We start from the raw sequence: 21,642 nt of genomic DNA, 5'->3' as shown, positions 1-21,642 counted from the left end.
AGGAGAGCGCACCGTCAGCGGCCTGTGGGACCTGATCGGCAGGCTCGTCGATATCTTCAAGCCCGACGAATGTGCAAACTACTTCAAATCATGCGGCTATGAACCGGAATGAATGGAAACCGCTCTAGTCGGACAAGGTTGCGGAGGACGTATCTTGGATCCGCAGCGACTTCTCAATTTCCGCATGATGTACGATCGCTGATTTAAAGTACCTTCAAAGAGTGGCTGTGGCATAGCTTTGGGGCTGGAGTACTGCACTCGGGATTTGACAGGGTGGACGCCCCCCGAGACCGGTTTTACGATGCTCATTTGACTGCCAGCGACATGAGGCGAAGCTGCAGCAGGGGAGGGAGGCGCATAAGCTATTGCGGGAGTCATAGGTCAGCAGGTGAGGCCATCTGTGGACCTCACCCCCTTCCGCTTACGGCATACAAGCAAGCACTAGCTCCCTAGGCTAGATCAGGAAGTCGCTTTGTTGGAGCGCGGACACGCCCGTAAGTTGCAGACCGAAGTCTGAATAGTCGAACCCGTTGTGATTAGTGTCGGCATAGACGATTAGGCCACTGCCCACTGTCTTGTAACTGACCTGCGAGTCGAAGTTCGTGATGTTGAGGGACGCGAGATCAAGCTTGTCCACCCCGCGTTCGAAGTCCGTTATGATGTCGCGAACGCCGCCGCCGGCCTTGCTGTCGCCACTTGCGAAGCGAAACACATCCGCCCCCTCGCCGCCGGTGAGGATGTCTTTGCCGGTTCCACCGATGATGGTGTCGCTGCCTTTGCCGCCTGACAATGTGTCGTTTCCGGCAAAACCAAGTAGCACGTCGTTACCATCTCCCGGCTTGGCGCCTGCAACGCTGCTTGATGTTGGCGATATGACATCACTACCCGGAGTGCCGCTTACGGTGACGTTCGGAACCTCAGGAGGTTCGTCAGTTCCGTCCGGCGGGTAATTGAAATTCCACTCCTCATCAAACGTGTAAGAAGAGGGTAACGTGAGATCAACGTTCGAGGACTCAACAAGCGGAGGCCGGTAGTTCGAATCACTACTAACAAGCCCCCTGTACACATTGATCCCGTCGGACACTTCAAGGGAAAAAAACATAAGAGCAAACGCTACGTCACCCTCTTCATACCCCGGAATGCTTGGGTCGAAATAACCAATCCCTCCGATTTCGATAGTGACGGTATTCCCCGTAGAAGTGACGTCAATCGGACCGGGAACGTACTGGATAACACGACTATCCACATTTACTGTGATGTCATGGACGTAGAATCCCAGTGGATCGTTTTCGGCATCGGCAAAATTCATGGACAGCTTGTAGGAATCGTCATCGACAATCAAACTATTCGACGCGAGATATGGAGAAGTATTCATAAGATACACCTCATAAGACATTGGAATAATAGGAATTTAACCGCAGTGCAGTCAAGGACTTCTGCATAGGGAGGAAATGCAGAATCACTCGGCTGCTCTGCGACTTGCCCGGTCAATCGACCGACATGTAACGGAGGATCCAGGGACCGCGCCATTGGTTTTTAACAAGATCGCTATCCCCCTTGATGGGCAATATCAGCGCTGAACCGCCCAACGCGGCGTTCCGCCCTTGCGATCGTCGCAATCCGCATCGACAGGTGGCCAAGCCAGGTCGTCTCAGCCCGACCATCGTGCGCGCGAAGTGGGGCATGGGTTCGATGGCGGCCTAGCCGGACAAATGTCGGCTTTCTGCCTTGTAGTTCTAGAACCTGGCCGTCCGCCTCTACCATCTGGGCGATTTGGAAGGATGAAAGGCGTGGCCCGTAGCGCAAGTGCTGCCGGTCCGGTTATGCCCGCACCAAATGCGATGCTGCGTGGTGGTAAAAGGGCTGTGAGATATCAGGCTGACGACGCTGGTTAGCTGCCGTTGCTCAGCTCGGTGGGTGATCCCATTCAAATTTGGGCTGCACGATTAGAATAGCTTGACTGCACCAACCTCAAATCTCGCCAAGAGGATTGTAGTAGCGCGGTCTAGACCGACAGTTCTGCTCGGGCACGTTAGCAGCCTCATTAAGCAATCAGCCCATGCTTGATAGACCCTTCCACCAGGCTTCGTTCAACCGGAATGGCTATGGGGGTAATCCGATAGCGAAACACCATGCACATCCAGGGAGTCCAGTTCATAAATAATCATGTCGCGATGGCCTCAGTCGCTGGATGCTGTGGCCTGCGAGCCGTTCAATGCCGCCGCAATTATGGCAGCAAGGCTTTCTTCAGCACGTAGGCGCAGCTTGGCATCGACCGAACCTAGATCATGGCGGATCCATTGCGGTGCGTTGGCAAGGACGGCAGTAATGATGGCGATGCGTTCGGATTGATTCATACGTTGGCAACAGCAGCGATATGGCGTGACGTCAAGGACGGCTTTCATGGGCGACAAAAATGCCCCTGCGACCGATGGCCACGCGCCTATCCACGCATGCGGCTCGCATGGTCTTGACCGGCATAATTACGAATTGGTCTCCGCCGAACTCAACTCACCGCATGTGCCTCACGCTTCAGCACTGCCATTCGCTCCGAACAGACCGAATGTACCGCCCGGCCCAGCCCCCCCACGCGCTGCGAAAGCAGTCCAGCTCCCCCTTCGTGATGCTGTCGTTCTTGATATAGCGCGTCGTTTTCATAGTCAGGACCACGCTGACGGCGGCTTGGCAAACGTTCAGACGCGAAGAACTGCCGCTAGCGGTGCGGATAGATTTGCAGGTGAAGCGTGCGCAATGCCTCGAAAAACAGCTTCTCGACGTCCGACGGGTCAAGCCCGAGGCGATCCGCGATTTCATCGAACGAACATCCATCCATCCGATGAAGCGTGTAGACTTCGCGCGCCATGAGCGGCAGGGCGGCGAGCGCCGCTTTGAAGGTTTGCAGTGCCAGAGGCGGCGTGCCTTGGGGGGTCAGCAGCCAGGCACTGACCCAGAGCCCGCTTGCGTCTGCCTGCATCACCGCGGCCTCTTCGAACCGCACCGCTGCAACCGGGCGCCAGCGGGCGCGAAGCTCTTCCACCAAATCCCCGGGCGCCGTGTTCACGCCCGCCCGGGCAATCAGCGCATCGATTTTGGCGACGACCGCCACGCTTTTGGATGGGGTACCAGCCGAAAGGTCTGACAAACACGTTACGATGCATGCGCGCGCTGCGCCCAGCACCTCGAGCGCCAAAAGATCTGGCATGACAGGAGACTCCTTAAGAGATGAAAAAAGGTCGCTTGCGACCCTCTTTCCCTCCCCCTCTCCCCTTCTTGTTGCCCTGCCCTCCTCAATGAAGGCGCCATCCCGGAACCGACTGGCGTCTGCTGCGCGAGAAGCCGAACAAGGCGCCTGCGATAGCGCCAATTATTTCATAAGATTCCAGTCAATCCCTAGGGGGCATGCTTGGAAGAGCGTTGAAGCCAATTTGTTCGCAGGCTTAGGAGCTATGCATGTCGCACGTCGGCTTCGATCAACGCAGGTGGTACGACCGCGGGCCGGCATCCAGGAACACCCGCGTGCCGGTTTATGCCGGTCCGCCAAGACCTGCAGCCTCAGATGTCATTATACCGTCACATTTTTTGTTACGTGCCGGCAAAAATCTTGGCATAATTGCTGGCGATGGTGGATTTGACCGCATTTGGCCAGCTGACCGAGCCTCAACGCGAGACCTTGCGCCTTTATCATCAGCATCTACTGATCAAGGAGATTGCCGAGCAGCTTGGCATAGCCGAATCCACGGTAAATCAGCGACTTACGCAGTGCCGCAAAGCCGTGGGGGCGCCGAGCAGTCGTGCTGCCGCCAAGGGACTTGCTCAGTATGAGAAGCGCCTCGGCCTATGTAGCAAATCTGCACATCAATTTTCTACTATGGCTCCAGCGGCCGTCCTGCGCCCTCATGAAGGCCTAGACGCAATGGAGACAGGCCGTGGCGAGCAGGACAGCGAAATGTCGGGCAACGAACAACCGGCATTGCCACACGTTGACACGCGCAGGCCCCTGCCCTTGCCATTTGCCATCCCCAAAATGCGCGACCACACGCTTGATGGGTGGACGCGGATTACGCTGGTCTTGCCGGTGGCCGCCCTTTTGCTTTCCCTAGCACTCATCCTCGTGCTGCTGGGAATCGGTTTGCAGGACGCACTGGTCGCCTTGCAGCACCTCTTTGTTCGGCCCTCATAGCCGAATTTACCATTCATTTCTGGCTCAGAACCAATGCGCCCCGACTTTGCGCAAGGAGATTTCTATGCTCAACGCACATGCACTACACGCCGCAGCCCATGGGGTGGCGGACCGGATTGCCCCGATAGAAGCGGCAATCGATGAAAGCTTCGCCAAAGCGGCCGACCTGCTCGCTTATCTGCCTGGAGCGCGAAGAGAAGCACGGCTACCTCTTTCCGCTGGGCATGATGCCTTGATGCGCGTTCTTGCGTCCCTGAATTCGATCGCGCAGGCACGCGGCGAAATGGTTGCGGCCCATATAGCCTTCGCACAAACCCGTCGCGACCTTCGCCTTCCTGAAACCGGTTTTGGGAGCCTCGTGGGTTGTCCGGACCATGCGCAGCTCAAAGTGGTCCATGACAAAGCGGCATAGGAAGGCGGTCGCGCCATGCTTGACTTGGCCGCTGGTTCGATAAATTATCGGAAGCATGATGATCCCGATCCTTTTCGGCCTCCTCATGTTGGCAGCCTGCGGCTATGCGCTGGCCTGCGGCGATCGTTCCGCGCGGATGGTCGCCGCAGCCGTGCTGCTGGGCTCCATACTCTCGATGTTCGTCATCCACGAAACCGAGAAGTGGCAAGGCAGCGAAACCGGCATTCTGGCCATCGACATTGCGATGCTCCTTGTCTTCGGGGCGGTAATGCTCGTGAGCCATCGTTTCTGGCCCATCTGGACCACAGCTGCCCAATTGCTGACCGTGCTTTCCCATTTCGGCCCGCTCCTACGGGACAGCGATATCGCTGTCCCGTTCGCCATAACCGAGCAGCTTTGGTCATGGTTTATTCTCGTCCAGCTCATTGTTGTGACCGCGCGCCGCCCGCTACCAGCAGACGACGCACAACTGCGACAATCCTAAGCCCTGTAAGCGCTCGCAGGCCCCGTGTTGAAATGAGGGGCTGATGAAACTTCACAGCATTGCGAGCGCGGACACGCTCGCATTCGCCAGAACGCTTATCGCCAGCGAACAGGCGCGGCACAGCGTTCTGGAAGCGCAATATTCGGCGGCCGAATGGCATGTGCTTCTGGAACTTTTTGTGGCTATCGAAGAAGGCCGTACCGTCGCGGTTTCCGACATGGGACTGATAGAAGGCATCCCAAGAAGCACAGCTCTGGGCATTGTCGCTGACATGACGCGTCGCGGCCTTGTGCTCAGACACCCCGACCGCAAGGATGGCCGCCGCTTCTTCCTGTCACTCGAGACGGGCTTGCACCAACGGATAGACATGCTGTTGCGCAACCTCATGGTCTTACTGCGCCATCCGAACGCGCAAGGGCCGGACCGGTGACGGGGCGAATGGTATACGTATCCGCGCCCACCAAAGCCGCGCATAGCGGCCCGGCAAGCGGCGCGCAAAACGGGATTGTTGCCGAGCAGCCACTGATGGGTTGTGTGCCCTTGCCGTTGCTCTGCAAGGAGGCTGAACGTCTTGCGCGCTCCAGGCTCCTAAAGCGTCAGCGGCAGCATCTAGCAAAATTGATGAATGCGGTGCCCCCTGAAAGCCCCTTTCTAGACATGGTACTGGACCTCTATGTCGCCGAACTGGAATCGCGCACCTTGTGCCAGTCGGCGATCGAGAGTCATGCTCCGCGCGCGAGCGCGCATCGACATGTGCAGGTTCTTCTAGAGAAAGGCCTGGCGGTGCGCGAAACCGACTTAAAAGACCTCCGCCGTAAGACCATCAGGCTTGCGTGCCATGTGCGCGCGTCACTTGACCGTTTCATGGACGAGATGACAGCCCTTTAAAAGCGGTTGTGGGCGGTACGAGTGCGGAGCTGCATATGCACCCGCTCTGGACCCTTCCTTGCCCCCTGTCCGACCACATGGTGGCATTACTTAGATAAGGTGCCCTTCCGGTCACCATGTCGGCCTGAGGCTATCTGGCTGCGCTCCACGGCACGCGCCTGTTCCCTCTCCACTGCTTGAAGGCAGGACGCTTCCACGTGCCAAATATCGTCAAGCGCAAGCAACTCTGCAGGCAGCGGGATGCCATGTTCGACACATAAGAGAGGGATGAAAATATGCGCCGTCGACAATCCGAGCCAATGAGCGCACCGGACGTGATCCTCTATTGTCGATGTTGGAATGCCCGCTTCCAGTTCGCGGACCCATCGCTCGCTCCGTCCGATCGCGGCCGCGAGCCTGGCTTGAGAAATGCGATCGCGTCGGCGGCGCTGTTCGATGCGCTTGCCCGAGAGCGATTTGATGAGCGCGAAGATCTCGGCATCATTCCATGTTGCAGTGCTTTGAGGCGGCATGCGCAGGTCTCCCTGACATTGGCTCAAAGGTTCATCCACACGCCCGACAGCACAAGACTGAGTTGAAGACCCAGCTCAGGTCAAACGGATTTGGTCTCAATATTGAGACCAAATCCGTTTCATGCGGCCGACGGACCTGAATTTGTCGCTTTTGTCGCGAACGCCTTCCGTAACAATCCCCATGCACGTCGGGGTTCCCAAGCGGGGTTCCGGTCGGCGCCGACATGCGCAACGATATTCTCGGTCAGTGTGCAATCCGCCGAAGCCCGAACGCGCGAATCGGCCTATCCCCAGGGGCCGGTTCTCGCCAAAGTTCGGCGGTGCGCGCCCCAAAAATCGGAACTTCAATGCCGGTTTGCATGACCTGAGTGCCGCCTTCCGGAAGCAGACTGCCCTGGACCGGAACCCTATTTCCCGCCCCATTGTCGCCGGTTCGCCATCGCGCCACTTCATCGTCATGCCGATCGGGACCAAGGCCCAGTGGGCACCAACGATCACGTCATCGGGTGGCTTGGCCCACCCAACACCCCCTCGCGCAGCGCGCGACATATTCTGGAGGCAGCGATGATATTGTTTTCCGGCTTGATGGCTATGGCCTTGGCGAGCGGGGGATCCCTATCCAGGGGTGTCGCGTTCCCCGCCAATCCCTTAGCCGTGCCTCGCGATGGGATCGCACTCTCGATCCAGACGCGCGGCGACGGGTTCGTCATTCGCCGCCAGGCCGCACAGCTGCCCCCTCCGACGGCCCTGCCCCAGCATCTTAGGCTCGGCAGCACCGTGGTGTTCGATATCCGCAATGTTGCCCGTTCGCGTGGAACGCAAGGGCCAGGGAAAGGACCAAAGCTGTGACCATGAAATCCATCCTGGCGCGCCCGGTGGCAATCGCTGCAGTCCTGACCCTCATGCCCGGCCCCGTATTTGCGCTGCCCGACGCAGCTTTAGGCAGTTTGTCAGACGCAGCCCGGAAGGCCGAGCAAAGCCTGCATCAGACATTTGCCAACCTCACATTCGAGAATTTCGGCCCCTCGCCCATCAAGGGGCCGATCTACCAGGCCAATGCCGGCGGACGCATGGTCTATTATGCGCCCCAGAGCGATCATATCCTTTTTGCTGCGGTCTATGACCGCCATGGCGTCAACGTTACCGCGCTGGCCCAGGATGCGATCGCGCGCAAGCGCCTGGCCAATCTCGACTTGGGCGAAGCCCTTGTGATCGGTCCGAAGGAGGCGCCATCCGTCATCGAGTTTACCGATCCCGATTGCCCCTATTGCCGAGCGCTCGACCGCTATTGGGCGACCAAGGCCGCTCAAGGCAAACCGGTGCAGCGGCATATCTTCTTTGTGACCGGCATTCATCCCCAGGCGGCGGCGAAAGCCGAGCACATATTGTGCGACAAGGACCCGGAGGCAGCGTTCCGAGCCATCTATGGCGGCGGGTCGCCTGCTACACTTGCCACTTGCGAGAAGGGGCATGCGCGCGTCACGGCGCACGGCAAAGCTGTATCGCAGGTGGGCGTCTCGGGAACCCCGACCCTTATTCTGGACGGCAAGATCCTATCGGGCTTTCAGCAAGGCGAGATCGAGGCGTTCCTTGAAGGGAAGACGCCAAGCAATCATGCGGCGCGCTGAACTGCATGACCGCATGTTTCAGCCACCGCGAATTTTAGTGGCTATCGCGCACGACCGAGCCTGAGCCCGCGGATCGGGCGGGATATGCCGCGCGTGGACCAGAATGCCGATGACGCTGCCGCCTACGGGCCGTCCCGCTGCGCCATCGGCCGACAGCGATCGCAAGTCGAGGCCGGCAGGCAGAGTGTGGGAAGGCCCATTTCAATGGAGGAAAACCATGCATAGACTATTGGCGAAGCGGTTCCTGTCCGCGGCAGACTACGGCATCACGCTCGTGCTGCTGGCGGTCATCGGCAGCGCAGCCCAGGCCTTTTCCGCGCCCGCGCAAGGCGATCTTGGCTACGACATTTACGACATCGTCGTGAACCAGGGCGTGAAGGGACCGCTTGGCTTTGTTGGCGGCGTTGCCGCCTTCCTGTTTGGGGTCTCGCGGCTCTTTTCCAACATCATGATCGGCATCCCGACGATCGTGGCGGCGGTCTGCCTCATCAAGGCGGACTCGATCCTCCAGACCTTCGGCATGACCATTTGACGCCAGTTTCCGACGGTTAGCCCACGCAAGTCGGCGCCGCCGAAAACGGACCGGAAGCCGATGGTCGGTTCCCGGAACGATGCCCCGCGCGGGTGTCGTAAAGCAGGAGGAGAAGGGACATATGGACGAGCGTCTGCCCCAATATCTTCACCGCCCCGTCCAGATCCTCTGGTTCGGCTCGGATGAATTCATACTGGTCATGGCCACCCTCTTCGTCGCGGTCATCGTCGGCGGACTGACAGGCTGGATGCTCATCGCGTCCCTTCTCCTTTTCATCCCCTGGAAGCGGACCAAGCCGCGCGGCTTCCTGCCGCATCTGGCCTGGCGCTGGGGGTTGCTGCGCTTTTCCCATTATCCGGGTCCCACACAGACCCGCTTCTTCGAGTGAGGGTCCACAAGATGCGCATCACAAGCACCTCCCGACAGCCAGAGCTGGATCCCTTGATAGGCAAGCCGGCGAGCTGGGGCATCCATCGCTATCTGCAGGGCTCCTCGAACCTGTTCGAAGAGAACCGCCTCCTCAAATTCGCGGTCGTCGGCCTGTTCGGCGTCACCAGCGTTCTGGGGCTTGTTATCTATTCCTCGAACCAGAACCAGCGCACGGTCGTCGTGCCGTTCGGGGCCTCCGGCGACCTCTATGTCACCGGCAACTCGCCTTCGACCGCCTATCTGCGCACCATGACCCGCAATATCGTTGCGCTGGCGGGGACCTATTCGGCTTACTCAGCCGATCGCCAGTTCCAGGAGCTGCTGACGCTCGTTCACCCCAGCGCGTTCAACAGCGTCCGCGACAGCCTCAATGGCATATTGGACGAGCTTGCGGACAATCCGACACTGTCGATCGCCACCTATATCCGGGCCGACCAACCCGTCACCTATACCGAACGCGACATCCTTGTTCCCGTCGAGAAGGTGCGCGTCATAGGCGGCGTGATCCGCAAGTTCCGGGGCGTGCTGCGCATTCGCTACGCGCTCGACAATGGTCGCTTCTGGCTGACAGCGCTCTCCGAGGAGAATTTCAATGCGGAAAGCTGAACGCCCCGGCGCCGTGGCGCTGGCCCTTACGCTGATGGCGCTCCCTGCGGTCGCCCTAGCCCAAGCGCAACCGATCGTCGCCCTGCCCGATCAGTCGAGTGCGATCCGTCTCTCCAACCGGGACATCAATCATCTCATCTGTGTCGGCGGCGAGATCGAGGACGTGAAGTTTTCGGCAGAAAAGGCGATCGCGGTGGAGCGCGCTGGCGCCGATGCCTGGATCAAGTTCCTCGTCAAGGAAACGGACGATGCAGGGCAAGTGACCCGCAGCTTCGTCACCGCTCCGTCGGAATTCTTCGTCGCCTGCAATGGCGCTATCTACCCGCTCTACGCCGAACCGTCCGATATCCCGGCCCAGACAGTGACGCTCGTACCGGGGACCAAGCACCACGCGCTGGCCAATAGCCAGTTGCTGGGTCCGCTCGTCGAGGAAGAGCGCGCAGTGTCGATCACCTTGTCGCTGCTTGCAGACCGTATCCCGGCGAGCTTTTCGGACGTCGCGCCGCGGAACGGCGCGTTTCTCCTGCCCGGCCTGGACGGTGCAGAGCTTATCGAGCGAAGGGCCGTACAGATCGAAGGCGCGGGCCTCTCGGCCTCGGAATATCTCATCCGGGCAGCACAACCGGTCCATCTCGATGAACGGCTGTTTCTCGACACAGCGCTTGGATCGACGATCTTTGCGGTCACCCTCGACCGGTTCGATCTCAAACCCAATGAGACCGCGCGCCTCATTGTCCTACGCCGGGGAGAACAGCCATGACCGATCGCAAAAAGGCGGCTATTGGCAAAAAGCCCGGCGACGTTCCCTCAATGTCTACGCCAGGCCCCGAAGATCGCGCCGGGCAGCAGGGATATTCACGTCGTTCCAGGGGCGAACCAGCACCTGGCGACGAGCCCTCCGAGCGCCGCGGCCCTGCCCTGCTGGATCTGCAGACACACTGGGCCGCGCTCAACGCAATCCAGAAACTGCGGTGCAAGCAGGCCGGCGTTGCGGTCGGTATCCTGATCCTGGGATACGGTCTCTATACGGCCAGCACCGGATCGAAGGCCCCTACCGATCTTCCGCCCAGCGCGTCCAAGATGGACATGGGCGCGGGCCTGCGTGGCGACAGCCTCGAGGTCAAGATGCGTGGGGACCTGAAGAAGATCCTCGACGGCCAAAAGCTCCTTGGTGACCGTGTCAGCGCCATTGAGGAAGGGAAGATCGGCCCGGTCGGTGAAGCTCTCCTGCCTGGGTCGGACAGCGACTTGCCGCCCGCGTTTCCCGGAAGCGACGTTCCTGCCTATCCGCCTGTTGCCGACCAGGGCGGCATCCCGGGCACAGGCGCCGAAGCCGTGCCACCGCCGCCCATGCCGCCGACAGCCCCGCCCGCGCCACCGCAGGAGAAGGTGATCGGCGCGATCGGCAGCGCTACGAGCGCGTCCCCCATTTCCACAGGCGACGCGCCGGGCGGTCCGAGTGCACCCAAAAAAAAGCCCGGACGATCTATTTACCGCCTGGTTTTATGAAGGCGCGGCTGCTGACCGGGATCGACGCGCTCGCGAGCCGGGATGCGACGAGCAATCCCGAGCCGCTGATCGCCCGGGTCCAGGCGCCCGCCGTGCTCCCCAATGACGTCAAGGCGAACCTGGCAGGCTGTTTCGTGATCGGCAACGCGACGGGCAGTCTCGCCAAGGAGCGGGTCGAGGTCCAATTGGTATCGCTGTCCTGCGTCGATTTCGATGAGCGTTCGGTCGTGGACCAACCGATCAAGGGCTTCTTCGTCGATACAGACGGCAAGAAAGGCCTCTCGGGCAAGGTCGTTACCCGCGCGGGCGCCGCGCTCGCCCGTTCGTTCATCGCCGGGACCATCAGCGGCTTTTCCCAGACGGTTGAATCAAGCCTGGGCGACGTCTCGACGTCAGCGCTCGGCAACGTTCGCAGCCTTGATCCAGGCGAAGCGGCACAGGCCGGCATCGCAGGCGGTCTTTCCAAGTCATCGGACAAGCTCACCGATTTCTACCTCGACCTTGCTCGCCAGGCCGGACCCATTGTGGAGGTCGGCGCCGCCAAGGACGTGGTGGTCGTGATCCAGGAGGGCGTCGCTCTCGACATCAAACCGAGCGCTGGCGCCAAATTCTGATGCCTGCCTGCCCACCTTTTTGGGAGATGACCCTCATGTCAGACCGACCCTGCCGAACAGCCTTCGCGCACTGCCTATGGCTCACGCCCATCCTTGTTGCCGTGCCGGGTTGCGCGAGCCTTGGATCCCTCATGTCACCCTATCCGGAGACTTTCTCCTGCAAAAATAGCGACCACGGACAGTGCATCCACCCAGACAAGGCCTATGCCGATGCCATCGCTGGCCGCGCGTCGCGATCGGACCCGGCCGTCACCCGTGACAAGGCGCTGCTGAAGCCGCCGCAGGTCAGCGTGCAGGACGGGGCGCATGCGGACTCCCTCACAACTCGGACGCAAGCCAAAACGGCAACCCCAAGCGCCTATCAAGGCTATCGGGACAGCGTCTATCGCGCGTTGCAGGGTCTTATAGAAGCGCCGGCAACACCGATGCTCAAACCCTCGCGCACGGTGCGCACGCTGATCATGCCCTATGCCGACCGGGCGCGGCCCGACCGGCTCTATATGCCGCGCTATGTCTATTCGCTGCTGGATCGGCCGCAATGGGTAATCGGCGACTATCTGGTCGATCCTGTTTCGGCTGCCGGCAAGGCGCCGATCCTCGACCAGGTCCGCGAAAAGCCGCTGGACGACGCGGCCGTTGAAGGCGCCCGGCCATGAAGGCCGCAGGCACACGTTCGGGGGGCGGCATGACATTTGCCGGTTTGCGGCGCAGCGTCTCGCGCGACGCCTATTCCGACTATCTGCCGATGGTCGCCTGGGACGAAGACGAAGAAGCCTTCCTCTGCATCGACGATGGCTGGGGCTATGCCTGGGAATTGGTCCCTTCCACCTATCTGTTCGCCCATGTCCACGGTGCACTCCAGGGCCTGCTCAATATTCATTTCCCGCCAGGCACCGTCGTCCAGATTCATGCCTTTGCCGATCCTTTGATCGACGATACGCTCGACGCTTTTCTCGACCTCAAGACGCGGGACGATCCGCTCATCCAGGCATCGGCGCAGCAGACCTACGCCTATCTGCGTGCAGGCCGTCATGGGCTCGACGCGTTGCACGGCATTCCGATCCGCGACTTCCGCAGCTTCCTGTCGGTCAAGACGCGGACGCAGATCGGCAGCGACATGCGGCGCCAGATCGAGGAGCAGCTGGCCAAGCTTGGCATTCGCCGTATGCCGCCGCAAGCGCTGGTCGCCTTCTATCGCCGGATATTCAATGGGGTGTTCACCCGCGCGCCCGGGGTGTTTGCGCAAGGCGGCGATGGCCATCCCGCCCGTCCTGTACGCAAGCAGATCATCGATGCGGGGCCAGACCTGCTTTTCGAAGGCCCTGAGGTCTTCCTTGGCAACCAGGTCGCGCGCTGCCTGACGCCAAAGTCGCCCGCGCGGCGGGTGACGGCCGAACGCGCCAACCGGTTGACCGGCGGTATGCGGGGTTCGTCCGAGGACAGCGACCAGATTGGCGGCCCCTTCCTCTACACCTTGAACATCCTGTTCGATCACAGCGCATTCGAGATCCACAAGCGCGCGCAGATCCTGTCGGCCCAGAAGGCAGCAGGGTCGTTCGCGGTCGAGGTCGGCAAGCAGATCGAGGAGATCGGTTGGGTTCTCGATGAAGCGGGCAACAGCAAATTCGTGTCGGTCATCCCAACGGTCTGGCTGTTCGGCCAGACGCGCGCCCAGGCCCGTGAGATGGCGGCGCGCGCCAAGCGCCTTTGGGAAAGCGAACCCCTGCCCTTCATGATGCAGGAGGAAAGCTATCTCAATCCTGTCCTGCTGGCGATGAGCCTGCCATTCGGTCTCTATCCCGAAGGCCGCACTATCAAATTGTTAGAGCGCGATCTTCGTATGCCCGTGAAGGCTGCAGTGCTGATGGCACCGATCCAGACCGACTTTCGCGGGGGCGGACGCCCTGCCCTTTTGTATACCGGGCGCAAGGGCCAGCTTGTCACGCTCGATCTCTTCGACGCGCGGATCAACAACTATAACTTCATTGTCTCGGCCGAGTCCGGCGCAGGCAAGAGCTTCCTGCTCAATAACCTGTGCCAGCAATATTACGCCAATGGCGCGCTCATCCGGATCATAGACATCGGCGGCAGCTACAGGAAGCTCTGCACGCTGTGCTCAGGCCGCTATATCGACATCGGGCAGGAGCATCTGGTCCTCAACCCGTTCGACATGGGGCTTGCCATCGACGGCGACGATCGCCAGTCGGCCATTGCCATGGCGGTGGCGATCGTCGCGGAAATGGCCAATGCCGCGACCCGCAAGGGGGTTTCAACATCACAGTGGAACCTTTTGAAATCGGCTGTTCAGTGGGCAATCGAGACGGGCCGGGCCGCTGACGGCATTGATGCGGTCCGGACATGGCTCGGTGCCTATCCGGCAAATATCGCAAGCGATCTCGACCGGGTCGATCATCTGGTCCCGGTGGCGCGCGAACTTGCTTTCAATCTGCGCGATTTTGCGCGCGACGGCGCCTATGGCCATTATTTCAACGGCCCGTCGACGCTCGACATCTCGAGCGACGAGTTCGTCGTGCTCGAACTCGAGCGCCTCAAGGCCATGCCCGATCTGTTCAACGTCATCGTCATGGTGGTGGTGAACGCGGTTACGCAGGAACTCTATCTTTCAGGCCGCGACCGACCTCGGTTTGTGCTGTGCGACGAGGCGGCGCAGTTCATGAGCAAGAGCGATGGGCAGGACCTGTCGCGGCTCGCCGAAGCCTTCGGGCAAGGCTACAGGCGTGCGCGCAAATATCAGGGCAGCTTCGGTATCGTCCTCCAGTCGATGAACGACCTCCTGCTCTTCGGCGGCACGGGCCAGGTGATCCTGGAGAATGCCGCGACCCGCTTCCTGCTGCAAGGGTCGACCTACGACAAAGCCGTCGAGAACAAGATTCTCGATTATTCCGGCTTCGTCCTCGATCTTCTAAAGTCGGTCCGGAACAACAAGCCCAATTATAGCGAGGTCTTCATCGACTCGCCTCTGGGTTTGGGCATCGCGCGGCTCGTCGTCGACCCCTTCTCCTACTGGATCAACACTTCCGCCCCGCAGGAGGTGGCGGCTTTCGAGCGGCTCCTGGCAGGTGGCGCCACACCGCTCGAGGCGGTGTGTTCGCTGGCCCGCGTCGATCCCGCGCAGCTTCTGGGCAGGCCCGCTTTGCCTGGAAAGGTACCGTCATGAAGCGCGATGCGGTGAATGGCGCCCAGTTCACGCTTGGGCTCGATCGACAAGCAATGCTCGACCAACAGGCCGCCCTCGAGCAGGAGATCGAAGCCCGGGTGGCCGAGCGGGCGAAAGCGGACGCTTGGGCTTGGCGGTTTCGTCTGATCACGGTCGAGACGATCATGATGGCGGCTCTGATCGTCGCGGCGGGCCTGTGCCTGGGCAAGCCGGTAGCGCAAATCATCCGTGCGGCGCTATTGGTCGGCGCCGCCTGCTTTGCCAGCGGCCTGCTACTGCTCGGGGCATCGGCCGGAGCAGGCTTGAGCTGGGCTGCCGTTGCAAAGCGCTGGCGGCGGTGGCGGTCATGACCGGCATATTGTCGTCTTCCCCGTCTACAGGTCCGGTGCGCCTCATGATCGGCGCGCTGCTTCAGTCGCTGTTGGCGTGCCTTCTGTTCCTGCGCGCGCCGGATCCCAGCGCAACGATGCTACGGGTCGCTGTCGCAATGATGATGATTGCCAGCATCGGGGCCTTTGTGCTGGCCCTCAAGGGCGAACGGCCGAAATACCCACTCCCCCGGAGGCAGCGCCATGCATAAGCGCTGCTGCATATCAATCCTGCTCAGCATCGCGTCGATGGCAGAGCCAGCGCAGGCGGCAACCGCGACGATCGGACGTACCTGGCCGATCGTAGAGCCCGACGCGCTCAGCGAGATCGAAGCGCGGGCAGCGCAGCAGCCCGCCGATATGGCGCGCAATTTCGGTCTGCGGAGCGGCTGGTCGGCCATGCAGGCGGCAGCGCTCGGCGTGGCGGCACAGGCACGCACGCGCTCCGTAGTTCCCTTCTATACGCTCGAGTTCGACATCACGCTGCCTGACGGGACGATGCTCTATCCCAAGGGATTTACATTCAATCCCTTGACCTATGTCTCACTGCCCCAACGTCTCGTCATTGTGCACCCGCGCGATCTTGGCTGGGCGCTCCGGATGGCCCGGCCTGCAGACTTCGTCCTGCTGACCGCTGGCGACGCGCTCGCTTTGGGCGAACGGGTCGGTCGTCCGCTCTTCATTCTTGAAGAACGCGTGAAGGACAGGCTCGGGCTGACGGTCGCGCCGGTCATAGTCTCGCAAGCGGGACAGCGGCTCGTCGTGCAGGAATATGGTCCGCGCGACCGAATTTCGAAGGCGGCTCACCGGCTGGAGATCGTCCGATGATAGCGATTGAAGGCCGCGCGCAGCGCACATGTTGCAGGCTTTGGATTATCCAGAGCTTCGAAAAACGCCGCGAAATCGCGGGGGTGCAGAAGCGTCCGCTCAATGGCGGGCGCACTGATTGCGCTTGCCTGGCCTTTAATCGCCGTCACGTCCCTGGACCTCGTCCCAATCTTCCTACACCCATCCAATTCATATCGGCATCTCTGCCACGTATACGCAGACGGCGTCCGATCGGGCAGCTCTCGCTGGTCGTTGGATTCTTGGTCGCCATTTCAGCTCCCGTACCCGCGCAAGCATCGAAATGCGAGGCTGGCACGATCTTCAATCCGGTCACGAAGGTGCGCTGGACCTGCATTTTCCCGATAACCATCGGCGGGGTGAAGGTCGGCAGTTTCGACACGCTCGACAAGGAACTCGATGCCCAGTCGGCGAGCAAGCCGCTGTGCGCCTGTCGCAAAGGCGTAAGCTTCTGGTTCGGCGTCAAGGTCAGCTTCTGGTCCCCCAACCGCATGATCGACGTTGTCACCGAGCCGGGCTGCATGATGGCGCTGGGCGCCGATCTTATGCCCACCGGCGGCAAGCTCCAGGGCAGCCAGAGTTCGCTCACCGATGGAACGAACACCACCAAGATGTTCGCGCAGGTGCATTACTATGTCGCGCCGGTCTGGAAGATGCTCGACATGTTCACCGACTTGCCCTGCATCGCGGACGATGGTTTCGATGTCGCACTGATGACCGAAGTGCTGCCGACATGGCAGTCGGGAACATTGGGCGCGATCATCCAGCCCGAGGGCATATTGTTCGGTAATCCCGCGGCGGGCCTGGCCTGCATGGCCGACAGTGCCGCCGCCGCGGCGGGCAAGGTCATCGATCCGCTCTTCTGGTGTATGGGAAGCTGGGGGTCGACCTATCCGATCGCAGGCGACATTCATTTTGGCGACAGCGTCGAGGCCTGGGCGGGCCTTGCCGCCCGGGGCACGTTCATGATGGGGCGCCTGGGCGCGCTTACTATCTCCTCGGCCGATGGCTGCGCGTTCAAACCGCAGCCGATCTGGACCAAGAGCCGCTACAAGCTCCAGATCATGGAGCCGGTCAAGGGCGGCAAATGCGTCAATGTCGGGCGCCCCGGTGCGCTCTGGTCGTCGGCCAAGCACGCCCCCGGCAAAGACAATGCTCAATTCATGCTTTTCGAAAAGGTGATCTGCTGCGCGGGAATCCCGGTGCCATGAGCAGATCGTCCACAAGATGCATCGCGCGCGACCGAAAGGTCCCGCGGTCTGCCCGCCACAGCCTCCAAGGCCGGCTGGGCGCGCGCGGTGCAGGAGCGGTGCCCACGTCCCCAGAAGGCGCCGCTCCACCTCTAACGGCGTCGACGTCCGATCCGGTTGTCACGTGCCTGCGCTTCGACACGGTGGCCCATGATCCACTGCCCCGCGCTACGGCGAGGCTCGTGACCTTCGAGGGCCAGGCCGTGTTTCGCCATTCGTGCGGCGATCTCTTTCGGTTCCGGTCGGCAAGCTGCACGCTCGCGGAGGAGCAGCCATGAGGCGCGGGGTTCGCCTTCTTCTGTGCGCCGGATCGCCTCTTGCCCTGCACGTGATAGCCTTTGCGCAGCAGGCCTCCCAAACGGTCGAGGCGCGCGCCCGGGCCGCAGCGGCGGCGTCACGGGCGCGAACGAGCGATAGCGATGCGCTGCTGTCCAATGTCGTGACGCCCGGCCTTGCCGGAAAGCCGATCGCGACGGTCGACGGGAAAACCCGCTTCGCGCCGTCACTCACGTGCACGAAAAGCGCCACGCTGCTCGAGCTCCTGGTCCAGCCCGGCCCCACCGGCGATTTACGCCAGGTGCGGATCGCGCGCGACCGCGACTTTGACGGCGCGTTCGACAGCCAGACCCTGCTTCCGGAGCCGATATCGGGGGTGTGCGCCAATGGCGTCATTGCCTGCGATCCCGGCACCTGGGAGGAATGCCGTGCCTTTGCATGGAGCGTGGACGAAAGCCAGAATATCGGCCTTGTGCAGACGACAATGCCCCAGCTTGCAGGCTGCTACTGCCTCAACAACAGCTGCGGAACGGATCTGGCCTGGGGCAATATGGCAGGCATCCTCAAGGATCTGGGGGGCGGCGTCGTTGGCGCTCTCACCGCCGCCGATCCCCGTATCGGGGTGGCGCAGGCACAGGTGGAAGGCCCGGTCATCCGCTATACAGGCGCGCAAACAACGGCGTGCGCCGCCAACCACGGCGTCGATCAGACACGATACAGGGCCGCCCCCGAGCTTCTGGGCGGCGACGCCGCGGCGGTGGCCGCTGCCAGTTCCATATTCCAGGCGGTCAAGGCGTCGCCGGGAGGTTTGGGAAAAGCCCAGCAGGTCTCCGCCTGCACCATAAGCCGCGAGATCGGCATGTCTTTGCCGGACGCGCAGGCGGTCATCACCCGCTCGTCCGGAGGGTACGCCACCACCGCGCCGACCCCGGATCGGCTGTCCTTCCTGATGGGATCGCCGAGCGACGATAGCCTAAAGGGCGGCAAGTGCGGACTGTTCGATTTCAGGATGACGATCGACGTGCACGATAACGACCGCCTCAAAGCGGTTCGGCTGGCCCGCTATTATGCAGATGACTGGGCGCAGGTCCGGGTAGACGGGCAACAGGTGGCATCCGGCCCCTCCCCCTGGACGGGCATGGGCCTGCCACCAGGCAAATGTGAAAAGAGCGGCCCGTTCCATGCTGCGCCAGCCATGGATCTTACGGCCTTCATGACGCCGGGACCGCATGAGATCTGGCTTCGCGTCGCGGTGGGCGACGAAGGTGAAGCCTTTGCCCAGATCGATGCAGACCTCGACCTTGCCTGTCGCGCGAGCGAGAGAGTGGTTGATCTATGTGCGGGCTATGCCGGTCATTCGCACTGTCGTCTCAAGGACGAGACAGTCGATGGCGTGGCGACTTTTCGGAGCGGCGTGGCTACAGGTCTTTCGCCCCTTCCGCAGACGCGCACCGTAGGCACGGGCGCCTGCACGACACAGATCGGCCGCGACTTCTTCCTGCGCGAGCGCCGCTACACTTGCACCATCGACACCGGCAGCACGGCGAATCCTGATTTGTCGCGCGGCGCTTATATCATCGACCGGTCCACCCCGTCCCTGCTGGCGGACAGGCCGCGCACGGCCTATGGAGGCTTCCAGAAGACCGCTCGCTCCTTCGCGCTACCCGATCGCGGTTCCGTCCCGACCTGCGAGCTAGTCTGCAAGACACGAGCGGCGCGCGTGAACAGCGACGCCGCGGCCGATGGCGTGGTCGGCGCGCTCCAGAACACTCCTCAGGGCTGGGACACCTATTACCATGCCTGCAACGCTCAGAATGTCTGCCCTGCGGGGCCGAGCGAGGAGATCGTGTCGGCCTGCGGCTGCCTGGACGACTTCCCCGAGGCCGTCGCCATGATGCAGACGGTCAGGCTCGCGGGCGCCGATCTTGTCTGCACGGCCACCGTGCCATGAGAGGCTCTGCATTCCTCTGTGCCGGACTTGCGTTGTTGCTCGCCACCTGTGGGCAAACCCAGCTTGCTACGGCCCAGACAGCGGCGACGCACCAATGGCTTTGCGCGGCGGATCGCAACGGCAATGGCGACGCTACTGATGAAGGCGAGATCGCCGCGTGCGGGACGGTGGATGGCGGCGAGCCTCTATGCCCAATCGACCAGGTCGCCTGTACGAAAGGTCCCGATCGACACTATGCCTGTCCCTTTGGGGGCCAGTACAGTTGCCTGTCGCCCGACGGCATCGCGCCGCCCAGCTGCTCGCCCCATGCCTGTATTGATACGCGCGCACATCCTATCGAGACCGAAATTCCAATCGACGATCCCGGCACGCTCAACGATGGCGCGGTCGATGCAGACGGCGATTGCCTCGGCACGATCGAGATATTCGGCGGACGGAAACTGCGCTGCAGGCCACCGGGCCTTAGTGTCACCTTCCAGAATTGCTGCAAGGACAAGGGCAAGATCGTCAAGGATGGCATGGGGTCGTCGTCGCGTGCGATCGGCACCAAGATCGCTGTCGCCAAGGGCGTGTTCACGGGCATGAAGGCCGCTTACACCGCCTTCCAGGCGGGCGCGACCGTGGGCCAGGCGGCGAGCGCGGGCGCCAACGCGCTTATCGTCGGGATCGACCCGACCTCGATCGCCATCAGTCTTGCCATCAACTTCATGATGGAGGTGCTGCTTCAGGGTTGCGACCAACAGGATATGGAGGCGGGCATGTTGCGAGGCTCGGGCATGTGCCACGAGGTCGGCAATTACTGCTCCGCGAAGATATTGGGGGTCTGTGTCCAGAAGGCAAAGAGCCACTGCTGCTTCAACAGCACGCTCGGCCGCATTATCCAGGAACAGGGGCGCCCACAGTTGAAGGCATTTGCAACGGGCTGGGGCGATATCAAATCGCCTGAATGCCGCGGCTTTACCCCGCAGGAATTCCAGGCGCTCGACTTCAGCCGCATGGATCTGTCCGAATATTATAGCGAGATCGAGGCTCGGTCGGCCGATCTCATCCAGTCCGACATGGAGGAGCGCGTCGATGCGTATCTCAAGGCCGTCCAGCCTTAACCTTGCAACGGCGCTGGCAATAACGGCCAGTGCCTCCGCCCTAGCCGCGCCGCGCGGCAAACCGTCCCGATCCGATCCCACGCCGATCGGTGCGCCATCAACCGGTGCGAAGGCGATGGAGGCTCTGGCCAAGGCGCGTGCCCGCCAGAGGGATACACCGTCGGCGGAAGCCCTTTCGCCCGTTCTGCCTGCGGCTTCGGCGGCGATGCGCAAACGAGCTTTCGAGGCTTTGCACACTCGAAAACCCGCCCCTGCTCTGGAAGACCGGGCGCGGGCGGCACGGCTTGGGGGGCAAGCGCAACTTGCAAGGGACCGCGAAGCGATGGGCAGGCGGCTGTCGCAAGCCCTGGGCCTGGAAGCGCCCTCCACACAGGCGATTGTCGATACGGTCGCGCCTGCATCTGCCCGATCCTGGGTGCCGGTACTGTTCGTGTCGTCCTCGATGCCAATCACGACGCTGCGCACCTATGCCGGGCAGCTCGAGCGCGCGCACGGGGTACTCGCTTTTCGCGGCATGCTGGGCGGCCTCAAAAAGGTCGGCCCGATGGCGCAGCTCTCGGCGCAGATATTGCGGCGCGATCCAGGCTGCGAAGGGCCCGCGTGCGCCATGCGCAATGTGCAGCTGATTATCGATCCGATCCTGTTTCGGCAGCATGGCGTCGCGCGGGTACCGGCGCTTGGGCTTCTGCCGGGCGATCCGACCCAGCCCTATTGCGAGCGAAAGGAAGAAGGCCCCGCATCCGCCCAAGCGGCGCATCTCGTCTATGGCGACGCGGCCCTTTCGGGACTGTTCGAAGCCTATGCCCGCCTCGGCGGAAAGGAGGAGGTGCGCGATGCTCAGACTCGCCTTGAACGCCGCTAGACGCGGCTGGCCCG

26 protein-coding genes and 1 pseudogene are annotated in these 21,642 nt (G+C 61.7%); 23 read left to right on the top strand and 4 right to left on the bottom strand.

Annotation, left to right across the window (positions count from 1 at the left end; translation table 11 throughout):
- Positions 1-112, top strand: a pseudogene (locus LQ220_RS17835) (IS630 family transposase); the annotation flags it as partial.
- Between the two features lie 342 nt (positions 113-454).
- Here LQ220_RS17835 and LQ220_RS17830 read toward each other — a convergent pair.
- The 3 genes from LQ220_RS17830 to LQ220_RS17820 all read right to left on the bottom strand — a co-directional run bounded on the left by LQ220_RS17830 (position 455) and on the right by LQ220_RS17820 (position 3,202).
- Positions 455-1,375, bottom strand: coding sequence for a M10 family metallopeptidase C-terminal domain-containing protein (locus LQ220_RS17830; protein WP_230189478.1), 921 nt, complete (start codon positions 1,373-1,375; stop codon positions 455-457).
- A gap of 805 nt (positions 1,376-2,180) precedes the next feature.
- Complete coding sequence (locus tag LQ220_RS17825) at positions 2,181-2,405, bottom strand: DUF6771 family protein (RefSeq protein ID WP_230189492.1); 225 nt, start codon at positions 2,403-2,405, stop codon at positions 2,181-2,183.
- A gap of 308 nt (positions 2,406-2,713) precedes the next feature.
- Positions 2,714-3,202 (bottom strand): sigma factor-like helix-turn-helix DNA-binding protein, encoded by a 489-nt coding sequence (locus LQ220_RS17820; protein ID WP_230189477.1) that lies wholly within the window; start codon positions 3,200-3,202, stop codon positions 2,714-2,716.
- Positions 3,203-3,619: 417 nt separating this feature from the next.
- Here LQ220_RS17820 and LQ220_RS17815 point away from each other — a divergent pair, with 417 nt between their 5' ends.
- From LQ220_RS17815 to LQ220_RS17795, 5 genes are all read left to right on the top strand, one after another.
- Entirely contained in the window at positions 3,620-4,180 is a 561-nt protein-coding gene (locus LQ220_RS17815) for a sigma factor-like helix-turn-helix DNA-binding protein (RefSeq protein WP_230189476.1), read from the top strand.
- A 64-nt stretch (positions 4,181-4,244) separates the two neighbouring features.
- Positions 4,245-4,592 carry a hypothetical protein gene (locus LQ220_RS17810; RefSeq protein WP_230189475.1) on the top strand — a complete coding sequence of 116 codons (348 nt, stop codon included), beginning with the start codon at positions 4,245-4,247 and terminating at the stop codon, positions 4,590-4,592.
- A gap of 55 nt (positions 4,593-4,647) precedes the next feature.
- The gene (locus LQ220_RS17805; protein WP_230189474.1) at positions 4,648-5,076 is read left to right on the top strand and encodes a hypothetical protein; all 429 of its coding nucleotides are present in this window, start codon (positions 4,648-4,650) and stop codon (positions 5,074-5,076) included.
- 43 nt (positions 5,077-5,119) lie between these two features.
- Positions 5,120-5,506: a helix-turn-helix domain-containing protein gene (locus LQ220_RS17800; RefSeq protein WP_230189473.1), complete on the top strand. Its 387-nt coding sequence runs from the start codon at positions 5,120-5,122 to the stop codon at positions 5,504-5,506.
- Positions 5,503-5,964, top strand: a complete 462-nt coding sequence (locus LQ220_RS17795; protein WP_230189472.1) for a hypothetical protein — start codon at positions 5,503-5,505, stop codon at positions 5,962-5,964. Before LQ220_RS17800 ends, LQ220_RS17795 begins: the two co-directional genes overlap by 4 nt.
- A gap of 86 nt (positions 5,965-6,050) precedes the next feature.
- Here the strand turns inward: LQ220_RS17795 and LQ220_RS17790 are convergent, their stop codons facing one another.
- On the bottom strand, positions 6,051-6,476 hold the full coding sequence (locus LQ220_RS17790) for a helix-turn-helix domain-containing protein (RefSeq protein WP_230189471.1): 426 nt from the start codon (positions 6,474-6,476) through the stop codon (positions 6,051-6,053).
- A gap of 480 nt (positions 6,477-6,956) precedes the next feature.
- On the opposite strand from LQ220_RS17790, the gene LQ220_RS17785 reads away from it, so the two are divergent.
- The 17 genes from LQ220_RS17785 (at position 6,957) to LQ220_RS17705 (ending at position 21,628) form a co-directional block, all read left to right on the top strand.
- On the top strand, positions 6,957-7,325 hold the full coding sequence (locus LQ220_RS17785; RefSeq protein WP_230189470.1) for a hypothetical protein: 369 nt from the start codon (positions 6,957-6,959) through the stop codon (positions 7,323-7,325).
- A gap of 53 nt (positions 7,326-7,378) precedes the next feature.
- A complete protein-coding gene (locus tag LQ220_RS17780; protein ID WP_230189489.1) occupies positions 7,379-8,104 on the top strand; it encodes a DsbC family protein in 726 nt (241 codons plus the stop codon).
- Between the two features lie 217 nt (positions 8,105-8,321).
- Positions 8,322-8,636, top strand: coding sequence for a hypothetical protein (locus LQ220_RS17775; RefSeq protein ID WP_230189469.1), 315 nt, complete (start codon positions 8,322-8,324; stop codon positions 8,634-8,636).
- Between the two features lie 121 nt (positions 8,637-8,757).
- On the top strand, positions 8,758-9,024 hold the full coding sequence (locus LQ220_RS17770) for a type IV conjugative transfer system protein TraL (protein ID WP_230189468.1): 267 nt from the start codon (positions 8,758-8,760) through the stop codon (positions 9,022-9,024).
- Positions 9,025-9,035: 11 nt separating this feature from the next.
- Positions 9,036-9,671 carry a type IV conjugative transfer system protein TraE gene (locus tag LQ220_RS17765; RefSeq protein ID WP_230189467.1) on the top strand — a complete coding sequence of 212 codons (636 nt, stop codon included), beginning with the start codon at positions 9,036-9,038 and terminating at the stop codon, positions 9,669-9,671.
- Positions 9,672-9,705: 34 nt separating this feature from the next.
- A complete protein-coding gene (locus LQ220_RS17760; RefSeq protein ID WP_230189488.1) occupies positions 9,706-10,431 on the top strand; it encodes a type-F conjugative transfer system secretin TraK in 726 nt (241 codons plus the stop codon).
- A complete protein-coding gene (locus LQ220_RS17755; RefSeq protein ID WP_230189466.1) occupies positions 10,428-11,180 on the top strand; it encodes a hypothetical protein in 753 nt (250 codons plus the stop codon). Before LQ220_RS17760 ends, LQ220_RS17755 begins: the two co-directional genes overlap by 4 nt.
- Positions 11,177-11,794 carry a TraB/VirB10 family protein gene (locus LQ220_RS17750; RefSeq protein WP_230189465.1) on the top strand — a complete coding sequence of 206 codons (618 nt, stop codon included), beginning with the start codon at positions 11,177-11,179 and terminating at the stop codon, positions 11,792-11,794. Before LQ220_RS17755 ends, LQ220_RS17750 begins: the two co-directional genes overlap by 4 nt.
- A gap of 35 nt (positions 11,795-11,829) precedes the next feature.
- The gene (locus LQ220_RS17745; RefSeq protein ID WP_230189464.1) at positions 11,830-12,450 is read left to right on the top strand and encodes a TraV family lipoprotein; all 621 of its coding nucleotides are present in this window, start codon (positions 11,830-11,832) and stop codon (positions 12,448-12,450) included.
- The gene (locus LQ220_RS17740) at positions 12,447-14,972 is read left to right on the top strand and encodes a TraC family protein (RefSeq protein WP_230189463.1); all 2,526 of its coding nucleotides are present in this window, start codon (positions 12,447-12,449) and stop codon (positions 14,970-14,972) included. The genes LQ220_RS17745 and LQ220_RS17740 overlap by 4 nt, the downstream gene beginning before the upstream one ends.
- A complete protein-coding gene (locus LQ220_RS17735; RefSeq protein WP_230189462.1) occupies positions 14,969-15,322 on the top strand; it encodes a hypothetical protein in 354 nt (117 codons plus the stop codon). The genes LQ220_RS17740 and LQ220_RS17735 overlap by 4 nt, the downstream gene beginning before the upstream one ends.
- 44 nt (positions 15,323-15,366) lie before the next feature.
- On the top strand, positions 15,367-15,552 hold the full coding sequence (locus LQ220_RS17730) for a hypothetical protein (RefSeq protein WP_230189461.1): 186 nt from the start codon (positions 15,367-15,369) through the stop codon (positions 15,550-15,552).
- Positions 15,545-16,168: a conjugal transfer protein TraW gene (locus LQ220_RS17725; RefSeq protein WP_230189460.1), complete on the top strand. Its 624-nt coding sequence runs from the start codon at positions 15,545-15,547 to the stop codon at positions 16,166-16,168. The genes LQ220_RS17730 and LQ220_RS17725 overlap by 8 nt, the downstream gene beginning before the upstream one ends.
- Before the next feature lie 260 nt (positions 16,169-16,428).
- Positions 16,429-17,397 (top strand): TraU family protein, encoded by a 969-nt coding sequence (locus tag LQ220_RS17720; RefSeq protein WP_230189459.1) that lies wholly within the window; start codon positions 16,429-16,431, stop codon positions 17,395-17,397.
- A 313-nt stretch (positions 17,398-17,710) separates the two neighbouring features.
- The gene (locus tag LQ220_RS17715) at positions 17,711-19,663 is read left to right on the top strand and encodes a hypothetical protein (protein WP_230189458.1); all 1,953 of its coding nucleotides are present in this window, start codon (positions 17,711-17,713) and stop codon (positions 19,661-19,663) included.
- Positions 19,660-20,766: a conjugal transfer protein TraN gene (gene traN, locus LQ220_RS17710; RefSeq protein WP_230189457.1), complete on the top strand. Its 1,107-nt coding sequence runs from the start codon at positions 19,660-19,662 to the stop codon at positions 20,764-20,766. Before LQ220_RS17715 ends, traN begins: the two co-directional genes overlap by 4 nt.
- Positions 20,738-21,628, top strand: coding sequence for a type-F conjugative transfer system pilin assembly protein TrbC (locus LQ220_RS17705; protein ID WP_230189456.1), 891 nt, complete (start codon positions 20,738-20,740; stop codon positions 21,626-21,628). The genes traN and LQ220_RS17705 overlap by 29 nt, the downstream gene beginning before the upstream one ends.
- Positions 21,629-21,642: the final 14 nt, after the last annotated feature.

This window comes from Sphingobium sp. CECT 9361 (genome assembly GCF_918741285.1).
GTDB lineage: Bacteria > Pseudomonadota > Alphaproteobacteria > Sphingomonadales > Sphingomonadaceae > Sphingobium.
This window is presented reverse-complemented; position numbering and strand designations above follow the sequence as displayed.

Excerpts from the sequence above, each read along its gene's own strand:
- LQ220_RS17735 (WP_230189462.1), top strand. The coding sequence starts at position 14,969 with ATGAAGCGCGATGCGGTGAATGGCGCCCAGTTCACGCTTGGGCTCGAT.
- LQ220_RS17765 (WP_230189467.1), top strand. The coding sequence starts at position 9,036 with ATGCGCATCACAAGCACCTCCCGACAGCCAGAGCTGGATCCCTTGATA.
- LQ220_RS17745 (WP_230189464.1), top strand. The coding sequence starts at position 11,830 with ATGTCAGACCGACCCTGCCGAACAGCCTTCGCGCACTGCCTATGGCTC.
- LQ220_RS17755 (WP_230189466.1), top strand. The coding sequence starts at position 10,428 with ATGACCGATCGCAAAAAGGCGGCTATTGGCAAAAAGCCCGGCGACGTT.
- LQ220_RS17750 (WP_230189465.1), top strand. The coding sequence starts at position 11,177 with ATGAAGGCGCGGCTGCTGACCGGGATCGACGCGCTCGCGAGCCGGGAT.
- LQ220_RS17830 (WP_230189478.1), bottom strand. The coding sequence starts at position 1,375 with ATGAATACTTCTCCATATCTCGCGTCGAATAGTTTGATTGTCGATGAC.
- traN (WP_230189457.1), top strand. The coding sequence starts at position 19,660 with ATGAGAGGCTCTGCATTCCTCTGTGCCGGACTTGCGTTGTTGCTCGCC.
- LQ220_RS17790 (WP_230189471.1), bottom strand. The coding sequence starts at position 6,476 with ATGCCGCCTCAAAGCACTGCAACATGGAATGATGCCGAGATCTTCGCG.
- LQ220_RS17820 (WP_230189477.1), bottom strand. The coding sequence starts at position 3,202 with ATGCCAGATCTTTTGGCGCTCGAGGTGCTGGGCGCAGCGCGCGCATGC.
- LQ220_RS17715 (WP_230189458.1), top strand. The coding sequence starts at position 17,711 with ATGAGGCGCGGGGTTCGCCTTCTTCTGTGCGCCGGATCGCCTCTTGCC.
- LQ220_RS17805 (WP_230189474.1), top strand. The coding sequence starts at position 4,648 with ATGATGATCCCGATCCTTTTCGGCCTCCTCATGTTGGCAGCCTGCGGC.
- LQ220_RS17775 (WP_230189469.1), top strand. The coding sequence starts at position 8,322 with ATGCATAGACTATTGGCGAAGCGGTTCCTGTCCGCGGCAGACTACGGC.
- LQ220_RS17740 (WP_230189463.1), top strand. The coding sequence starts at position 12,447 with ATGAAGGCCGCAGGCACACGTTCGGGGGGCGGCATGACATTTGCCGGT.
- LQ220_RS17810 (WP_230189475.1), top strand. The coding sequence starts at position 4,245 with ATGCTCAACGCACATGCACTACACGCCGCAGCCCATGGGGTGGCGGAC.
- LQ220_RS17770 (WP_230189468.1), top strand. The coding sequence starts at position 8,758 with ATGGACGAGCGTCTGCCCCAATATCTTCACCGCCCCGTCCAGATCCTC.
- LQ220_RS17725 (WP_230189460.1), top strand. The coding sequence starts at position 15,545 with ATGCATAAGCGCTGCTGCATATCAATCCTGCTCAGCATCGCGTCGATG.
- LQ220_RS17780 (WP_230189489.1), top strand. The coding sequence starts at position 7,379 with ATGCCCGGCCCCGTATTTGCGCTGCCCGACGCAGCTTTAGGCAGTTTG.
- LQ220_RS17705 (WP_230189456.1), top strand. The coding sequence starts at position 20,738 with ATGCGTATCTCAAGGCCGTCCAGCCTTAACCTTGCAACGGCGCTGGCA.
- LQ220_RS17730 (WP_230189461.1), top strand. The coding sequence starts at position 15,367 with ATGATCGGCGCGCTGCTTCAGTCGCTGTTGGCGTGCCTTCTGTTCCTG.
- LQ220_RS17760 (WP_230189488.1), top strand. The coding sequence starts at position 9,706 with ATGGCGCTCCCTGCGGTCGCCCTAGCCCAAGCGCAACCGATCGTCGCC.
- LQ220_RS17800 (WP_230189473.1), top strand. The coding sequence starts at position 5,120 with ATGAAACTTCACAGCATTGCGAGCGCGGACACGCTCGCATTCGCCAGA.
- LQ220_RS17825 (WP_230189492.1), bottom strand. The coding sequence starts at position 2,405 with ATGAAAGCCGTCCTTGACGTCACGCCATATCGCTGCTGTTGCCAACGT.
- LQ220_RS17815 (WP_230189476.1), top strand. The coding sequence starts at position 3,620 with ATGGTGGATTTGACCGCATTTGGCCAGCTGACCGAGCCTCAACGCGAG.